Consider the following 14,261-nt stretch of genomic DNA (forward strand, 5'->3'; position numbering starts at 1 on the left):
CAGTACCGGCCGGCAGGGGTTCAATCTCAAGCGAATGCGCAGTGCGTGAGCGTGACTGCGTATCTATTGTAGGACCGGCTTCAGCCGGGAAGAGGCCTGCATGAGCACCCTCAATTTCGCGGTGTGACGACCGACGTCTGCCCGGCTAAAGCCGGTCCCACAAAAAGCAGTCCGTGCCAACCCGCGAGAACTCACTGCTGCCCGTTCTCCCAACCCCCGCCCAGCGCCAGGAACAGGTCGATCTGTCCCATTGCCACTTGGGTATTCGCCGCCGCCAGTTGCGCGGTGACGTCGGTGTAGGTGCGGGTGGCTTGCAGGTCGGCGAGGAAGGATTCGCGGCCGGCCAGGAAGAACCGATGGGTCTGGTCCGCAGCCTGGCGCGCCGACTCCTCGGTTTCAACCAACGCATCGCGGCGTTCCAGCAGCGCGGTGTATTGCGACAGCCCGGTCTGGGCTTCGCGGATCGCGTTCAGCACCACGCCATCAAAACGCGCCAGCGCCACCTGATTCGACGCTTCGGCGATGTGAATTCGCGCCCGTGCGCCATTGGACGGGATGGTCCAATTGATCACCCCACCAAAGCCCCAGCGATTGGTCGACGGATCGCCCAGTTCATCCAGAATCCCCACAGTGCCTACGGTCGCGCCGATGCTGATGTCCGGATACAACTCGCCGGTCGCCACACCAATGGCCGCGGTCGACATCGCCAGGCGGCGTTCTGCCTGACGGACATCGGGGCGACGCTTGAGCAGCGCGGCGCCATCGCCCACCGGCATGACTTGAGCGATGTGCGGCAGCTCGGCGCATTCCGCCACTCCTTGCGGCAACTGGTTCAGCGGCCGGGCGAGGAGCATCGACAACCGATACAACGCCGACTTCTGCGCCGCTTCATAACGCGGTAAGTCAGCACGCAGCGAGCGGAACTGGGTTTGCGAGCGCGTCACCTGGGTTTCATCGCCACGGCCGGCATCGCGCAGGCGTTGGGTCAGGCTCAGGCCCTGCTTCTGCAGGTCCAGGGAGTGCAGGGCGATGTTGCGTTCTTCGTTGGCGGCGCACACCTGGGTGTACGCGCGGACCACATCGGCCACCAACGTGATGCGTGCCGTGTCGGCCGCCGCCTGGGTCGCGTCAGCGTTGGCCTGGGCCGCTTCGATCCCGCGCTGCAGCACGCCGAACAGGTCGAACTGATACGAAGTGGTCAGGCCGACATCGCCGACGTTCGCCACCGGTACTTTCTCCGGCTGCAGATAGGCCTGGCCGGACTCCTGCAAGCGCTGCGCACCGGCTTTGGCCGTGCCGCTCCAGCCGCCGGCCGCATCGGCTTCGTTCATCTGAAAGCGCGCCCGTTGCAGGTTCGCCGCCGCGACGCGCAAATCGGTGCTCGACACCAGCGCCTGACCCACCAGTTCATCAAGCTTCGGATCGTGATACAGCCGCCACCAGTCAGCCGGCACCGGCGCCGACACCACATTGGTCGACGAACCGGCCAGCTCGCCGTGCAGATCGGGGCGATTGACGGCGGCTTTCTCGGGCAGCGTGTAATCCGGGCCGACCACGGTGCAAGCCGACAGCAGCAAGCCCAGGCCCACGGTCAGCAGGCGTGCGCGGTGTTTCATTTGGGCGCTCCTGGCTGGACGGTTTGATCATTTCCCTGAGTATCTGCGCGGGCGTCATCGATGATAGATACCGTCGCCGTGCGCCCGGCAATCATGCGGAAATCCGCCGGCACTTCATCAAAGGCAATGCGCACCGGAATCCGCTGGGCCAGACGCACCCAGCTGAACGCCGGATTGACGTTGGGCAGCAGGTTCGAGCCGCTGCTGCGGTCGCGGTCTTCGATGGCGGCGACGATGCTCACCACATGGCCGCGCAGGCGGGCGTTGTCGCCGATCACGCGGATGTCTACGCCGGAGCCGATGTGAATCCCGTCCAGTTTGGTTTCTTCAAAGTAGCCGTCGATGTGGAAGGAGTTGCTGTCCACCACCGACAACACCGGGCGCCCGGCGCTAACGAATTCGCGGTCGCGGGGCGCACGGTCGTTGAGGTAGCCGTCCACCGGGCTGCGGATCACCGAGCGGTCCAGGTTCAGTTGCGCCGAATCGACCGCCACTTGGGCTTCGTTCAGGGCCGACAACGCGCGGGCTTCCCTGGACTGGCTTTCTTCCAATTGCTCGCGGGCCACTAGATTGCCGAGGCTGCGGTTACGCCGGTTTTCGCGCTGGGCCTGTTCCCAGGTTTCCTTGCGCTCGGCCACGGTCGCCTGGGCCTGGCGCAAGGCGAGACGGAAGCGGTCCTGGTCGATGGTGAACAGCAACTGGCCTTTCTTGACCAGTTGGTTGTCACTCACCGCGACCTTCTCGATCAGCCCCGAAACGTCCGGAGCGATCTGGATCACGTCGGCGCGGATGTGCCCGTCGCGGGTCCAGGGCGCGTACATGTAATACATCACCATGCGCCACACGACGATCGCGGCGAGGGTGACAACCAGCAGGGTCAGGACCACGCGGCCCAGCGTCAGTAGAGGTTTTTTCATTTCATCAGGTATCGACTTAGGGTATCCACGACGCCGAGCAACAGAGCGTATAGACCGACGTTGAACAAAGCCCGGTGCCAGACCAGGCGGTAGAAGCGGGCGCGCGTCAACACGGCGTGCACCACCAGAAAAATCAGGTAAGCGATGCCCATCAGCACCAGAAAGGTCGGCAGGAAGATCCCGCTGATGTCCACATCACCGATCATAAGGGCGCTCCATCGATGCCATAGGGCGGTTGTTCTTCCTGCTCGGCGAGCACATCGACGATCTCCACACCCGGCAGCAGCGCCAGGCGCAAGCCACTGAGGGCGTGCAGCAGATTCAGCCGCGCGTCGTCATCATCTTCGCCGTTGAACGCCAGCGCGCGGCGGGCGCGGTCCATGGTCATCAGCAGACCTTTAGGGGCGGGCAAACGCTCCCGGGCTTTCAGGCAGGCGCGGAAATGCGCACCGACTTCGGTCGCGACCTGGCGCAACAGCTGGCGCGGCGCGGGGTCGACCCGTGGCATGTAGGCCAGCAAGTCCAGCATGTTCAGGGCAACCCGCGCTTCGCGCAGTGCAGTGGTGGAATCCTGCGCGGTGATCGCCAGGCGCGGCAGGTGCTGCATCAGCCGGTCCAGCATGCGCACGCCCATGTGCCGGTGCTCGGCCAGGGTGGCGTCTTCGCTGAGGGAGACGATGTCGCGCCAGCTGAAGCGGGTCAGGCGCCTGGCCGCCACTTCGGTGCCGAACGGCCTGACGATCAGCGTCCAGACGAAGGCGAATGCCAGACCCGCCGGCCCGGCCAGGTTGGAATTGACGAAGTTGACGAAGTCGGCGTCGTAGGCGCTCTGGATGCTGATGAAGGACGAAGTGTTGACGATGGTCAGCAGCGTGCCGAGGTAGAACTTCGGCTGAACGGTCAGGGTGCCGACGCAGATGAACGGCACTGAAAACGCCAGCACCAGCATCGGGAAGTCGTGCAGGTTGGGCAGCACCACGAACAGATAGAGGCTGGCGAAGATCACCGACATCATGGTCCAGAAGAAGAAGCGGTAGATCTGCGGCGCCGGGTCGTCCATCGCCGCGAAGAAGCTGCACGACACCGCCGCCAGCGCCACTGCGCTCGCGCCATCCTGCCAGCCCAGCAAGATCCACAGCACCGACGCGACGATGATGGCGCTGACCGAGGTCGCCACCGAATACAGCATCATCCCGCGATCGAGAAACGGCGACAGCCGCCCCAGCCGCCAATGGCGATACACCGCGCGCCACGCCGAGTGGTCATCGGTCTCGATGGCGTGCTGCAGGCTGCGGCAGTCCTGCCACAGGTCAATCCACTCGCGCAGGCGATACAGCGCGTTCGACAGCAGCAGGTGCCGGCGATCGTCAATCTGCGCAGGGGTGGGTTGCAGGCGATCAAGCTCGGTGTGCAGAGCTTTCCAATACGTGATCGGTGCACCTTCTGCGGTCTGCTCGACCCAGTCGCGGCATTCGATCAGCAGCGGGGCGAGGTCGGCGACGTGCTCGGGCGAACGCCGCTCCAGCGCCCAGAGTGCATCGTCCAGGGCGTCGATGACCGGCAGCAGATGAATCATCCGTCCGCGCAGTTCCTTGGCGTTGCGCACGGTCTGGCGATGGGCGCCTTCGTGGGGCAACTGGCCGATCATCAGCTCCAGGCTGTTGAAGGTCCCGACCATGGCCGTGCGCAGGCCGCCGACGGCTTCCGGCGTGGCGCTGCGCGAGAGGAACAGGTCGCTGTAAGCCGAGGCGTCCTTGAACCACTTGCCCATGGCGTCGACGAGCACCGGTGCCAGCCGACGCGGCCAGAACATCGCGCCGACCACCGCGGCGCAGACGATACCGAGGAAGATTTCCTCTGTGCGCGAGACGGCGATGTCGAACACCGCCTGGGGGTTGTCGACCACGGGGAAGGAAATCAGCGGCATGGTGTAACCCGCCAGCATCAGCGCGTAGCTGTTGGCGGTGCGCAAGTGCAGGGACAAGAAGAGCAGGGTGCCGGTCCACAGTGCGATGACCACGGCCAGCAAAAACGGCGTCTGCACGAACATCGGCACCAGCACCACCGACGCTGCGGCGCCGAGCAGCGTGCCGGCGGCGCGGTACAGCGCCTTGGAACTGGTCGGCGCCACGAACGGGCTGGAAACGATGTACACCGTTGCCATCGCCCAATAGGGGCGGGGCAGTTCCATCATCAGTGCGATGTACAGCGCCAGCATCGACGCCGCGAACGTGCGCACGCCGTAGAACCAGTCGCGACCCGGCGGTACGCCGTCGAAAAACCCGTTGAACCTGCCGCTCAAGATGACGACTCCGGCGCCATTGGCGTGGCTTGGGCGATGGCGTTGAACACCCGTAACGTTGCCTCCAGGTCGGCGGGATCGACGTTGCTGAAGATGTCGCGGCGCAGGCGGATCAGCTCTTCCTCGATGGCGTTGGCCAACGCGCGGCCCTCATCGGTCAGGCTCAAGGCCTTGGCGCGTCGGTCGGTGGGGTCTTCGGTGCGCTGCACCAGTCCGGCCTTGCACAGCTGATCGAGCAGGCGCACCAGTGAGGGGCTTTCCAGCCCGCAGGCCTGGGCCACCGTCACCTGACGCACGCCTTCACCCAGGCGCGCGATCATCAGCAACGGGCCGGCGCAGGCTTCGGTGACGCCAACGTTGATCAGCGTGGTCTGGCAGACACGACGCCACTGCCGGGAGGCCGCGACGACGCCGCCGGTAATGCGCATTTGCAGGGTGTCAGGGTTCATGAAGAGGCCATTGGAACGATACGGAGTTTGGTTAGGGCCTGAATGATTAGGCGCTGCATTATTAGGTTGCTAACTAATAATATCTTGTAACACTGTGGGGTCGTCAAATGGAATCTGTCCTGGGGCGCCGGGCGGATTGTCGCAGGACGGTCTGGCCGGATGTTTGACAGAGAGTATGGGGCGCGCCAGATGGCTCTGATCGCTGAGTAGGAAGGCGGGACGACCCGAAGCAGGAATTTTCCGATACCGTCTGTCGGCTGAATCCTCGCTGGCTGAACTAATTTTCTGAGCGTCGTCTAAGCGCTCCTCCAAAAAAATGGCGCCAAATTATTAGCCCTTCTCCCCGGTTTCCGCTGGTTGGGCAAAACATGGGGGCAATGAGCCACTTTGCCTTAATAGTGGCACTGTGCTTTCTTTGGGGGCTGCTTCTGCAGGTTCGGCGGTTTCTTGACTCCGGGGGCGACTAAAGATCAAACGGTTCAGCCGATAGCAAAGATGACGGGAACGGCAGTGACAGGCCTGTTCCAGACACCTTCTTTGCTGTGCGCCTCGCGCACCATGAGTGCACCCATGATTGATCTCGCCATCTGGAATCTTTCTATACCGGTCGGTATCGCAGCCGCCACCATCGACACGCCGAAACTCGTCGGCGGTTACCAGGATGGTTACTTCCGTTCAGGGGACACGCTGTTCTTCTGGGCGCCGGTTACAGGGTCAAGGACTGACAATGCCAAATTTCCCCGCACGGAGCTGCGTGAAACCTACGCCAACGGTGCGGTTCACAACTGGACCTACTCTGACGCGGACAACTTCCTGCGTGCCGCGCTCACCGTGGACCAAGTGCCTTCTTCGGGCAAAATCGTCATCGGTCAGATCCACGCCTTTGGCAGTACCGAGCCGCTGCTCAAGCTCGAATACCAGTACAAGGAAAAAACCAAGACCGGCAACCTCGTGGTGAAGTATCGCGCGACGCCGACGTCCGAGCCCGAAGTCATTCAAGTGGCAACCGGCGTGCTGCTCAAGCAACGCTTCACTTACACCATCCACCTCACCCAGGCCGGCAACCTGACCGTCAATGCCTACGACATGCAGTGGGGCGCCAAGCTGGACCTGACCTGGAAAGGCAAGCCGCTGTATTTCAAGGCGGGCGTGTACACCCAGGACAACGCTGGCTATGCCACCGAAGGCGGGGCGGCGACGTTCTACAAACTGCAGGCCACCCACGACAAGAAGGCGTGAGGGCTACAGCAGCTAGGCTCCGGGCTGGCGCGGGAACATCAGTGCGAAACAGATCCGCCCCGGCGCAGGCTGATTGACCGACACTTCGCCGCCATGCAACTGCATGATCGCGGCCACGATCGCCAGGCCGAGTCCGTTGGAATCGGAGCTCTGGTGCCGTGAGGCGTCGCCGCGATAGAAGCGGTCAAACAGTTTGCCCAGGGTGGCGCCGTCCAGCGTCGGGCCCTGGTTCTCTACTTCGATGCGGCACTGCCTGCCGTTCTCAACCACTCGGCTCTCGATTACGCGAATGTCAATCACACTGCCTTCGTCGGCGTAGCGAATCGCGTTGGCCACCAGATTGCTCAGGGCCCTTCGCAGCAGCAGCGGATCGGCCTCGATCCGAGCGTCGCCTTCGGTGTGCAGGGCGATGTCCCGTTCTTCCGCCAACCCTTCGAAATAGCCCGCGACCCGTTGCATTTCATCCGCCAGGTCCAGCGTCTGGCGATTGAGCGCGGCCTGGGCTTCATCGGCGCGCGCCAGGAACAGGATGCTTTCGACCATTCGCGAGATCCGTTCCAGCTCCTCCAGGTTCGAGGCCAGCAACGCCTGGTACTCATCCTCGGTGCGCGGTTGCCGCAGGGCCACCTGGCAATGCCCCATCAACGAACCCACCGGCGTGCGGATTTCATGGGCCAGGTCGGCGGAAAACTGCGTCAGCCGCTGATAGCCATCGGCAAGCCGGTCGAGCATCGCGTTATACGCCTCGCCCAGTTGCTGCAGCTCTACCGGTGTGTCGCGGTTGTCCATGCGGCTGTCCAATTGCGCCGGGGTGATGGCTGCGGCATGGCTGGCCATTCTGCGCAACGGCCGCAGACCCCGTCGCAGCAACACATATCCGAGCAACGCCGTCAGCACAAACGCGAGCGAAACGGCGAGCAGGATGCGGTTACGGAAGCCCGCCAGGGTGGCCATCTCCTTGACCGCAATGTGCGCGGCCGTCAGGTGCACAACCTTGCCGCCGGACACCGCTTCGACCGTCGCCGCGCGCATCGGCACGCCGGACTCCAGCAGGCCGCTGCGCATGTCGGCCACGCCCAGCGGCATGTTGGCCGGCACCACCGGCATTGGCGGCAGCGGCGCATGCAGCGGATTGACCATGATCACCGCAGGCTTGCCCGGCTCGGCGATGATGAAAATGTCGTCTTCGCTGTCGAGCATGTTCTCGAACAGCTGCGGGCTGCTTTGCAGCGTGGTCAGGGTCAGGTCGTACTGCAGCAGTTTGCGAAAGTGATCCAGGCGCGCCAGCACCGCATGGTCGCTGCGGGTCATGACCGCGCCCTTCATGGTCTCGTAGAGGTACATGCCGGCGCTGGCGACGGCGAGCATGGCCACCACCGAAAACGCCAGGGTCGCGCGCAGGGTCAGGGATGGCTGGCGTCGGGCTCGCATGGCCGCACCTCGCAGACGTAACCGATGCCGCGCACGGTGTGGATGAGTTTGATCGGGTAGGGCGTGTCGACCTTGCTGCGCAGGCGCTTGATCGCCACGTCGACGACGTTGGTGTCGCTGTCGAAATTCATGTCCCAGACTTCCGAAGCGATCTGCGCCCTCGACAGCACGTCGCCCTCGCGGCGCAGAAACAGATGCAGCAGCGCGAATTCCTTGTTGGTCAGGGTGATGACCTGTTGCTGGCGCGTGACCCGACGGCGCAGCAGGTCCAGTTCAAGATCGGCGAGGTGGAAATGATCGGCCTCGCGCACCACCCCGCGCCGCAGGATGGTGCGTATGCGCAGGAGCAGTTCGGTAAAGGAAAACGGCTTGACCAGGTAATCGTCGGCGCCCAGTTCCAGGCCGCGAATACGGTCCTGCAACTGATCGCGGGCGGTGAGAAACAGCACCGGCACGTCCTGCTTCGCCCGCAGGATTTCAATGATCTGCCAGCCGTCGATGCCCGGCAGCATGACGTCCAGCACCAGCAGGTCGTAGCTGTGCTCAAGGGCCATGTGCAGGCCGTCGGTGCCGTGCTGGGTCCAGTCGACTTTGTAACCGGACTCGGTGAGGCCCTTCTTCAGGTACTCGCCAGTCTTGGTGTCGTCTTCGATAAGCAGAATGTGCATCGTCGGTCAGGCTCGCTTCACGTCATTGGCAGCGTCGCCGGCGTGGGCTGTCAGGTGGGTGATCAGATTGGACAGAAGCGGCGCGAAGGGCTGCAGGCCGCGCCGGATGTGGAGTGTAACCAACGGATGGCGCGCGGTCGGTTACATTTTTGTCATTGATTGCGCCCTGGCGGACACGCTCAACGCTGGTGTGCTTGAATGACAAAAATGTAATCGGGCGGTCATTGTCGGGTGCCGGTTGCGGGTACAGGATGGCCGTCATGCAACACACATGACCCTCAGCTTCACCTTTCCCCAACTGCCTGAAGGAATCCACCGATGAAGATGAAGACAGCCCTGACCACCACGTTCGGCATGCTGATGCTCAGCGCCGCCGTCATGGCATCCGCCGCCGGCATGGCCGCCGGTGACATGCCGGTGGTCAAGCCACTGCGCGGGACGGTCGACAGCGTCGACAGCAACACCCTGAATTTCACCACCCGTTCCGGCGCCCATCAGAGCATTGGCCTGACCGACAAGACCGGCATCCGTCTGGTCTCCAAGACCGACATCGCGTCGATCAAAGCGGACAGCTTCATCGGCTCCGCCGCCACCCCACAGCCCGACGGCACGCTGAAGGCCCTGGAAGTGACGGTGTTCGAACCGAGCCTGAAAGGCAGCGGTGAAGGCCACTACGGTTGGGAAAACGCTGACGGCACCACCGGCACCATGACCAATGGCACCGTCGGCAAGCTGAGCGGCAAGGCCAACGGCCGTACCCTGAGCGTCGGCTACAAAGGCGGCGAGAAGCAGCTGGTCGTGCCGGAAGACGTGCCCATTGCCTACGTGCAGTCGGGCAAGGTCGATGAGCTGGTCAAGGGCGCAAAAATCGTCGTGTTCCCGGGCGAAGACGGCAAGACCGCACGCGGTGTCGCGGTCGGCAAAGACGGCTTCCAGCCGCCGATGTAAGCGGGTTGCGGCGTCTCACGGCGCCGCTTTCACCGAATCCGTGATGAGTCTCGCACCATGAAAAAAACCAGAATTCATCCATGGCCCATCCGCCTGACGCACTGGATCAATGCCTTCGGCATGGTCTGCATGTTCATGAGCGGGTGGGGCATTTACAACGCATCGCCGCTGTTCAGCTTCACGTTCCCCCGGGATTTCACCCTGGGCGGCTGGCTGGGCGGCGCGCTGGCGTGGCACTTCGCAGTGATGTGGCTGTTGGTGATCAATGGCTTGATCTACGTGCTGTATGGCTTGTTCACCCGGCATTTCAAGCGCGACTTCCTGCCGGTTACCCCCAAGGCCGTCAAGCGCGACATGCTCGATGCGCTGCGTTTTCGACTCAAGCACGAGAAGGGCGTCTACAACGCCGTGCAGCGCCTGATGTATTGGCTGGTGCTGGCCGCCGGCGTGTTGATCGTGCTGACGGGGCTGGCGATCTGGAAGCCCATTCAGTTGCAGGAATTGACTGCCGTGTTCGGCGGCTACGACTTCGCCCGGTACGTGCATTTTGCGGCGATGGCGTTCATTGGCGCGTTCGTGGTGGTGCATCTGGCGTTGGTGCTGATGGTGCCGAAAACCCTGATGCCGATGATCACCGGCGGTACGCGTGGGATTGAGAGCGGGAAGGTCGAGCATGATTGAGCCTAAGAAACGCGCCATTGCGCGCATCAAACTGGAGCCGGCCCAGCAGATCCAGCTGGAGAGCCTGCAGCGTCGACATTTCCTGAAAGGCGGGCTGACCGTGGGCGCGATGGCGATGCTCACCGGTTGCAACCTGCAGGACGGCGATCAGGTGGATAAGGTGCTGTGGAGCATGTCGCGCTGGAACGATCGGGTTCAGGCTTGGTTGTTCAGCGGGCAGAAGCTGGCGCCGACGTTCACCAAGGATCAGGTTCGTAATCCGTTCCCGTTCAATGCGTTTTACAGCGAGGACGATATTCCGGAGCTGGACACGGCGGACTGGAAGCTGGGTGTGTCGGGGCTGGTGAGGGACAAGGCGCCGTGGACGCTGGAGGGTTTGCGCAAGTTGCCTCAGCGCAGTGATATCACGCGGTTGATTTGCGTTGAGGGCTGGAGCGCGATCGGGCAGTGGGGCGGTGTGCCGTTGCGCACGTTCCTGGAGCATGTGGGGGCGGACACGACGGCGAAGTTTGTCGGGTTCAAGTGCGCGGATCGGTATTACTCGAGTCTGGATATGCCGACGGCGTTGCATCCGCAGACGCTGCTGGCGCTGGATTTCGCCGAGGTGGCGCTACCGCCGGAGTATGGTTATCCGTTGCGGGTGAGGGTGCCGACGAAGCTGGGGTTCAAGAATCCGAAGCATATCGTTGAGATTGTGGTGAGCAATGAGAATCCCGGTGGGTATTGGGAAGATCAGGGGTACAACTGGTTCAGCGGGATCTAGCCTGGCTTGAGATCTTTGAAGCAAGATCAAGATCAAGATCAAGATCAAGATCACGAGCGTCTGCCTGGGGGCAGACTGTTTCGCCTTCGGCGAGTTACTTGGAAAAGCACCCCAAGTAACCAAGGGTGCCTGCTCCTGGTTTGGCCCGACTTCGTCGGGTTCCCTCACTCCGACGACGCTCCGTGGGCCCGCGCCGAACGGACATCCATGTCCTGACGGCGCTCTCGCGGCATCCATGCCGCTCGGCCCACTCCGCGTCGTCTGCGTTCAGCCTGCACCCAAGTCGCGTTCTGCGGTGTCTGGGCTTTTTGCGTATGAAGATCAAAAGCAGATCAGAAGCAGATCAAAAGCGGATTGCGGTCTGAGGATACTGGGGACTTGTGGGAGCGAGCTTGCTCGCGAAGGCATTGGTACATCCGCCAAATAATTGGTGTTTGAAATGCAGCATTCGCGAGCAAGCTCGCTGCACAGGATGGGGGTGCGGTCAGCAAAATTGCTGGCGCCTGGGCTGGCCTCTTCCCGGCTAAAGCCGGTCCCACTGAAAGCACCGCGCTCACCCTGCTGATCGTGCCCACGCTCTGCGTGGGTATGCATCTGAGGACGCTCCGCGTCCATTCCCGGCTAAAGCCAGTCCTACAAACACCGCGGTCATCGTAGGACCGGCTTTAGCCGGGAAGCCCTTGATCTGCTTTTGATCTTCATACGCAGAAGGCTCAAACACCGCCAACCGCGACTTGGGTGCAGGCTGAACGCAGGTCTTGCGGAGTGGGCCGAGCCGCATGGATGCGGCGAGAGCGCCGTCAGGGCATGGATGCCCGTTCGGCGCGGGCGCACGGAGCGAGGCCGGAGTGAAGGAACCCGACGAAGTCGGGCCCAACCGGGAGCAAAGCGTTTTTGGTTACTTTTGGGGCGCTTTTGCCAAAAGTGACCCGCCGTAAGGGCGGAACCATAACTTCAGCAAACACAAATAATGGATAGAGCTCCAATCCAACAAACGGCGCACCCATAAAAAAGCCCGCCTGCCGATCTCTCGGCAAGCGGGCTCTTCATTACCTGAGGAATCAGTTCAAACCCAATTTCCCGCGCATCTGCGACAGATCTTCAGCCAGCGTATTGACCGGACCTGCCAGCGCCTTGCGGTCCTGCTCCTTCACCTTATCGTACGTCTCGTAGCCACCGTCCTTGGTCTTGTACTTCGCCAGGATCTTGTCCACGGTCGCAAAGTTCTTCTCCACCTTCGCCACGAACGCCTTGTCCGACTGCTCCAGCTGCGGCTTGAACAGATCGACGATCTTCTTCGACCCGTCAACGTTGCCCTGGAAATCATACAGATCAGTGTGGCTGTAACGATCTTCCTCGCCCGACAGCTTCGTCGCCGCCACTTCTTCCATCAGCGCAGCCGCACCGCCTACCACCTTCTCCGGCGGGAACGTCATGTCCGCGATACGCGACTGCAGCTCTTTCACGTCAGCCAGCAGCTTGTCCGCGAACACGCCCTGATCCTTGGTCGAATTCTGCGAGAACAACGCATATTCCAGACGGTGGAAACCGGTGAAATCGTCGGCCTTCACGCCGTTTTCGTGATCGTCCTCGCGGGAGTCGATCGACGCGTCCAGGTCGCTGAACAGCTCGGCAATCGGCTCGATTGACTCATAGGACAGACGCGTGGTCGGGAACAGCTTCTTCGCCGTTGCCAGGTCGCCTTTCTTGATCGCGTCGGTGAACTTCTGGGTGTCGGCAGCCAGGGTGTCGACGTTTTCAGTCACGTAGATTTTGTAGTCCGAAACCGGCGTGACCAGGTCCAGCGGCGCGGTGGCAGCGAACGCGGACATCGATGTCTGCAATACGCCAAAGGTAAGCAACAACGCGAGAGGCGACTTTTTCATAGGGCTCTTCCTGTGAGGTAAAGGGTGTCAGGCAGTTTTTGTTGTCTGGGCAGAGGCGGCCAGCAGCGACCGGCCGATGAAATCGTTGTTGTCGACCACGCCCGGCAGGGTGAAGAAATAACCGCCGCCGATCGGCTTGAGGTACTCCTCCAGCGGCTCGCCGTTGAGGCGTGTCTGCACGGTAATAAAGCCTTTCTCCAGATCCGCCTGATAGCAGATGAACAGCAGGCCCATGTCGAGCTGACCGTTCTTGTTCACGCCGTTCGAGTAGTTGAACGGGCGACGCAGGATCAGGTTGCGCTGGGTCTCCGCCGTGCGCGGGTTCGCCAGGCGGATGTGTGAGTCCAGCTTGGTGATCTTGCCTGCCGGATCATTGTGGTAATTCGGGACGTCGGCTTCGGTCTTGCCGTCCATCGGCGCGCCGGTGGTTTTGACCCGGCCGAAGATGGCTTCCTGTTCCTGCAGCGGGGTACGGTCCCAGCGCTCGACGAAGTTGCGGATGATGCGCACCGCCTGATAGCTGCCATTGGCGGCCCAGGCCGGTTCGTCGCTGCCCGGTTGCACCCAGACCAGCTCGTTCATGGTCTTCTGGTTGTTCGAATCCGGGTTGGCCGAGCCGTCGCGGAAACCCAGGAAGTTGCGCGCGCTTTCCGGGGCCTGGCCCGGTTTCAGCGGGGCCTGGGCAGGCACGGTGCCTTCCTGTTTCCAGCGCACCAGCAGCAGGTCCGGCAGGTTTTTCACGATGTCGCGCAGGGCGTGAATGTTGCTGTCCGGGGCGTTCGAGCAGAACTGAATGCTCAAGTCGCCGTGGCAGCACTCGGCCTCCAGCGCGTCGTTGGGGAAACCAACCATGCGCTGCAAACGCTTGGGCTTGACGGGTTCGAGACCAAAGCGGTCGTCGAACAGCGAGTCACCCACTGACACGGTGATGGTCAGGTTGTCCGGCGTGACCACCGGGCCGAGGATGCCGGAATCGAGCGGTGGCAGTTTCGGGTCGACCTGAGGCACGGCCCCGCCGGTCATGAGAAACGTGATCCGCTCATTCAAGGTGCGGAACATGCGCTCAAGGTCTTCGCGGTCCTGGGCCAGCACGTCGAAGGAGACCATCATCCCGGCGGCAGGGCGCGGGTTGACGATGCCGCTTTGATGCTGACCGTGGAACGCGTTGTGGTCCTGGGTCTTTTCGCTTTTCGGTGCTTCGGTGACCTGCGCCGGCGCGGTGGCGGCGAACGCATTGCCGGTCAGGCTGGCACCGGCCACCGCTGCGCCTGCAGCGCCAAGGCCCAGCAGGACGCGGCGACGGTCAGTAGAGATCGGCGCGTTTTTTGAATCGGAGTCTTTCATGTGAATGCTGTCTTCGC

General features: G+C 62.5%; 13 protein-coding genes. 4 read left to right on the forward strand and 9 right to left on the reverse strand.

Annotated elements, in window-relative coordinates; genetic code table 11:
• Positions 1-191 precede the first annotated feature (191 nt).
• From IFT99_RS00945 to IFT99_RS00965, 5 genes are read right to left on the reverse strand one after another with little or no spacing between them, the layout of a single operon-like run.
• Positions 192-1,616, reverse strand: coding sequence for an efflux transporter outer membrane subunit (locus IFT99_RS00945; protein ID WP_192130101.1), 1,425 nt, complete (start codon positions 1,614-1,616; stop codon positions 192-194).
• Positions 1,613-2,533 carry an efflux RND transporter periplasmic adaptor subunit gene (locus IFT99_RS00950; RefSeq protein ID WP_192130102.1) on the reverse strand — a complete coding sequence of 307 codons (921 nt, stop codon included), beginning with the start codon at positions 2,531-2,533 and terminating at the stop codon, positions 1,613-1,615. The genes IFT99_RS00945 and IFT99_RS00950 overlap by 4 nt, the downstream gene beginning before the upstream one ends.
• Entirely contained in the window at positions 2,530-2,739 is a 210-nt protein-coding gene (locus IFT99_RS00955; protein ID WP_065988670.1) for a DUF1656 domain-containing protein, read from the reverse strand. Before IFT99_RS00955 ends, IFT99_RS00950 begins: the two co-directional genes overlap by 4 nt.
• Positions 2,736-4,835 (reverse strand): FUSC family protein, encoded by a 2,100-nt coding sequence (locus IFT99_RS00960; RefSeq protein WP_192130103.1) that lies wholly within the window; start codon positions 4,833-4,835, stop codon positions 2,736-2,738. Before IFT99_RS00960 ends, IFT99_RS00955 begins: the two co-directional genes overlap by 4 nt.
• A complete protein-coding gene (locus IFT99_RS00965; RefSeq protein ID WP_192130104.1) occupies positions 4,832-5,284 on the reverse strand; it encodes a MarR family winged helix-turn-helix transcriptional regulator in 453 nt (150 codons plus the stop codon). Before IFT99_RS00965 ends, IFT99_RS00960 begins: the two co-directional genes overlap by 4 nt.
• Positions 5,285-5,854: 570 nt before the next feature.
• Here IFT99_RS00965 and IFT99_RS00970 point away from each other — a divergent pair.
• On the forward strand, positions 5,855-6,523 hold the full coding sequence (locus IFT99_RS00970; RefSeq protein ID WP_065988667.1) for a polysaccharide lyase family 7 protein: 669 nt from the start codon (positions 5,855-5,857) through the stop codon (positions 6,521-6,523).
• Positions 6,524-6,535: 12 nt separating this feature from the next.
• On the opposite strand, the gene IFT99_RS00975 is transcribed toward IFT99_RS00970, so the two are convergent.
• Entirely contained in the window at positions 6,536-7,954 is a 1,419-nt protein-coding gene (locus tag IFT99_RS00975) for a heavy metal sensor histidine kinase (protein WP_192130105.1), read from the reverse strand.
• On the reverse strand, positions 7,927-8,622 hold the full coding sequence (locus IFT99_RS00980; protein ID WP_065988665.1) for a heavy metal response regulator transcription factor: 696 nt from the start codon (positions 8,620-8,622) through the stop codon (positions 7,927-7,929). Before IFT99_RS00980 ends, IFT99_RS00975 begins: the two co-directional genes overlap by 28 nt.
• A 324-nt stretch (positions 8,623-8,946) precedes the next feature.
• Between IFT99_RS00980 and IFT99_RS00985 the strand changes: the two genes are divergently transcribed.
• Genes IFT99_RS00985 through IFT99_RS00995 form a run of 3 tightly spaced genes read left to right on the forward strand, consistent with a single transcriptional unit; the run spans position 8,947 to position 11,014 of the window.
• On the forward strand, positions 8,947-9,570 hold the full coding sequence (locus tag IFT99_RS00985) for a hypothetical protein (RefSeq protein ID WP_192130497.1): 624 nt from the start codon (positions 8,947-8,949) through the stop codon (positions 9,568-9,570).
• Positions 9,571-9,627: 57 nt separating this feature from the next.
• The gene (locus IFT99_RS00990; RefSeq protein ID WP_192130106.1) at positions 9,628-10,251 is read left to right on the forward strand and encodes a cytochrome b/b6 domain-containing protein; all 624 of its coding nucleotides are present in this window, start codon (positions 9,628-9,630) and stop codon (positions 10,249-10,251) included.
• Complete coding sequence (locus IFT99_RS00995; RefSeq protein WP_122622695.1) at positions 10,244-11,014, forward strand: molybdopterin-dependent oxidoreductase; 771 nt, start codon at positions 10,244-10,246, stop codon at positions 11,012-11,014. The genes IFT99_RS00990 and IFT99_RS00995 overlap by 8 nt, the downstream gene beginning before the upstream one ends.
• Positions 11,015-12,075: 1,061 nt before the next feature.
• On the opposite strand, the gene efeO is transcribed toward IFT99_RS00995, so the two are convergent.
• Together efeO and efeB are read right to left on the reverse strand one after the other, a co-directional pair.
• Positions 12,076-12,900 (reverse strand): iron uptake system protein EfeO, encoded by an 825-nt coding sequence (efeO, locus tag IFT99_RS01000; RefSeq protein WP_192130107.1) that lies wholly within the window; start codon positions 12,898-12,900, stop codon positions 12,076-12,078.
• A gap of 27 nt (positions 12,901-12,927) precedes the next feature.
• The gene (gene efeB, locus IFT99_RS01005) at positions 12,928-14,244 is read right to left on the reverse strand and encodes an iron uptake transporter deferrochelatase/peroxidase subunit (RefSeq protein ID WP_065988661.1); all 1,317 of its coding nucleotides are present in this window, start codon (positions 14,242-14,244) and stop codon (positions 12,928-12,930) included.
• Between the last annotated feature and the right edge of the window lie 17 nt (positions 14,245-14,261).

The organism is Pseudomonas sp. CFBP 8772 (assembly GCF_014841665.1).
Lineage (GTDB): Bacteria > Pseudomonadota > Gammaproteobacteria > Pseudomonadales > Pseudomonadaceae > Aquipseudomonas > Aquipseudomonas graminis_B.

Bases quoted from the DNA above. Each gene is read 5' to 3' on its own strand.
- IFT99_RS00945 (WP_192130101.1), bottom strand. From the start codon at position 1,616: ATGAAACACCGCGCACGCCTGCTGACCGTGGGCCTGGGCTTGCTGCTG.
- IFT99_RS00950 (WP_192130102.1), bottom strand. From the start codon at position 2,533: ATGAAAAAACCTCTACTGACGCTGGGCCGCGTGGTCCTGACCCTGCTG.
- IFT99_RS00955 (WP_065988670.1), bottom strand. From the start codon at position 2,739: ATGATCGGTGATGTGGACATCAGCGGGATCTTCCTGCCGACCTTTCTG.
- IFT99_RS00965 (WP_192130104.1), bottom strand. From the start codon at position 5,284: ATGAACCCTGACACCCTGCAAATGCGCATTACCGGCGGCGTCGTCGCG.
- IFT99_RS00970 (WP_065988667.1), top strand. From the start codon at position 5,855: ATGATTGATCTCGCCATCTGGAATCTTTCTATACCGGTCGGTATCGCA.
- IFT99_RS00975 (WP_192130105.1), bottom strand. From the start codon at position 7,954: ATGCGAGCCCGACGCCAGCCATCCCTGACCCTGCGCGCGACCCTGGCG.
- IFT99_RS00980 (WP_065988665.1), bottom strand. From the start codon at position 8,622: ATGCACATTCTGCTTATCGAAGACGACACCAAGACTGGCGAGTACCTG.
- IFT99_RS00985 (WP_192130497.1), top strand. From the start codon at position 8,947: ATGAAGACAGCCCTGACCACCACGTTCGGCATGCTGATGCTCAGCGCC.
- IFT99_RS00990 (WP_192130106.1), top strand. From the start codon at position 9,628: ATGAAAAAAACCAGAATTCATCCATGGCCCATCCGCCTGACGCACTGG.
- IFT99_RS00995 (WP_122622695.1), top strand. From the start codon at position 10,244: ATGATTGAGCCTAAGAAACGCGCCATTGCGCGCATCAAACTGGAGCCG.
- efeO (WP_192130107.1), bottom strand. From the start codon at position 12,900: ATGAAAAAGTCGCCTCTCGCGTTGTTGCTTACCTTTGGCGTATTGCAG.
- efeB (WP_065988661.1), bottom strand. From the start codon at position 14,244: ATGAAAGACTCCGATTCAAAAAACGCGCCGATCTCTACTGACCGTCGC.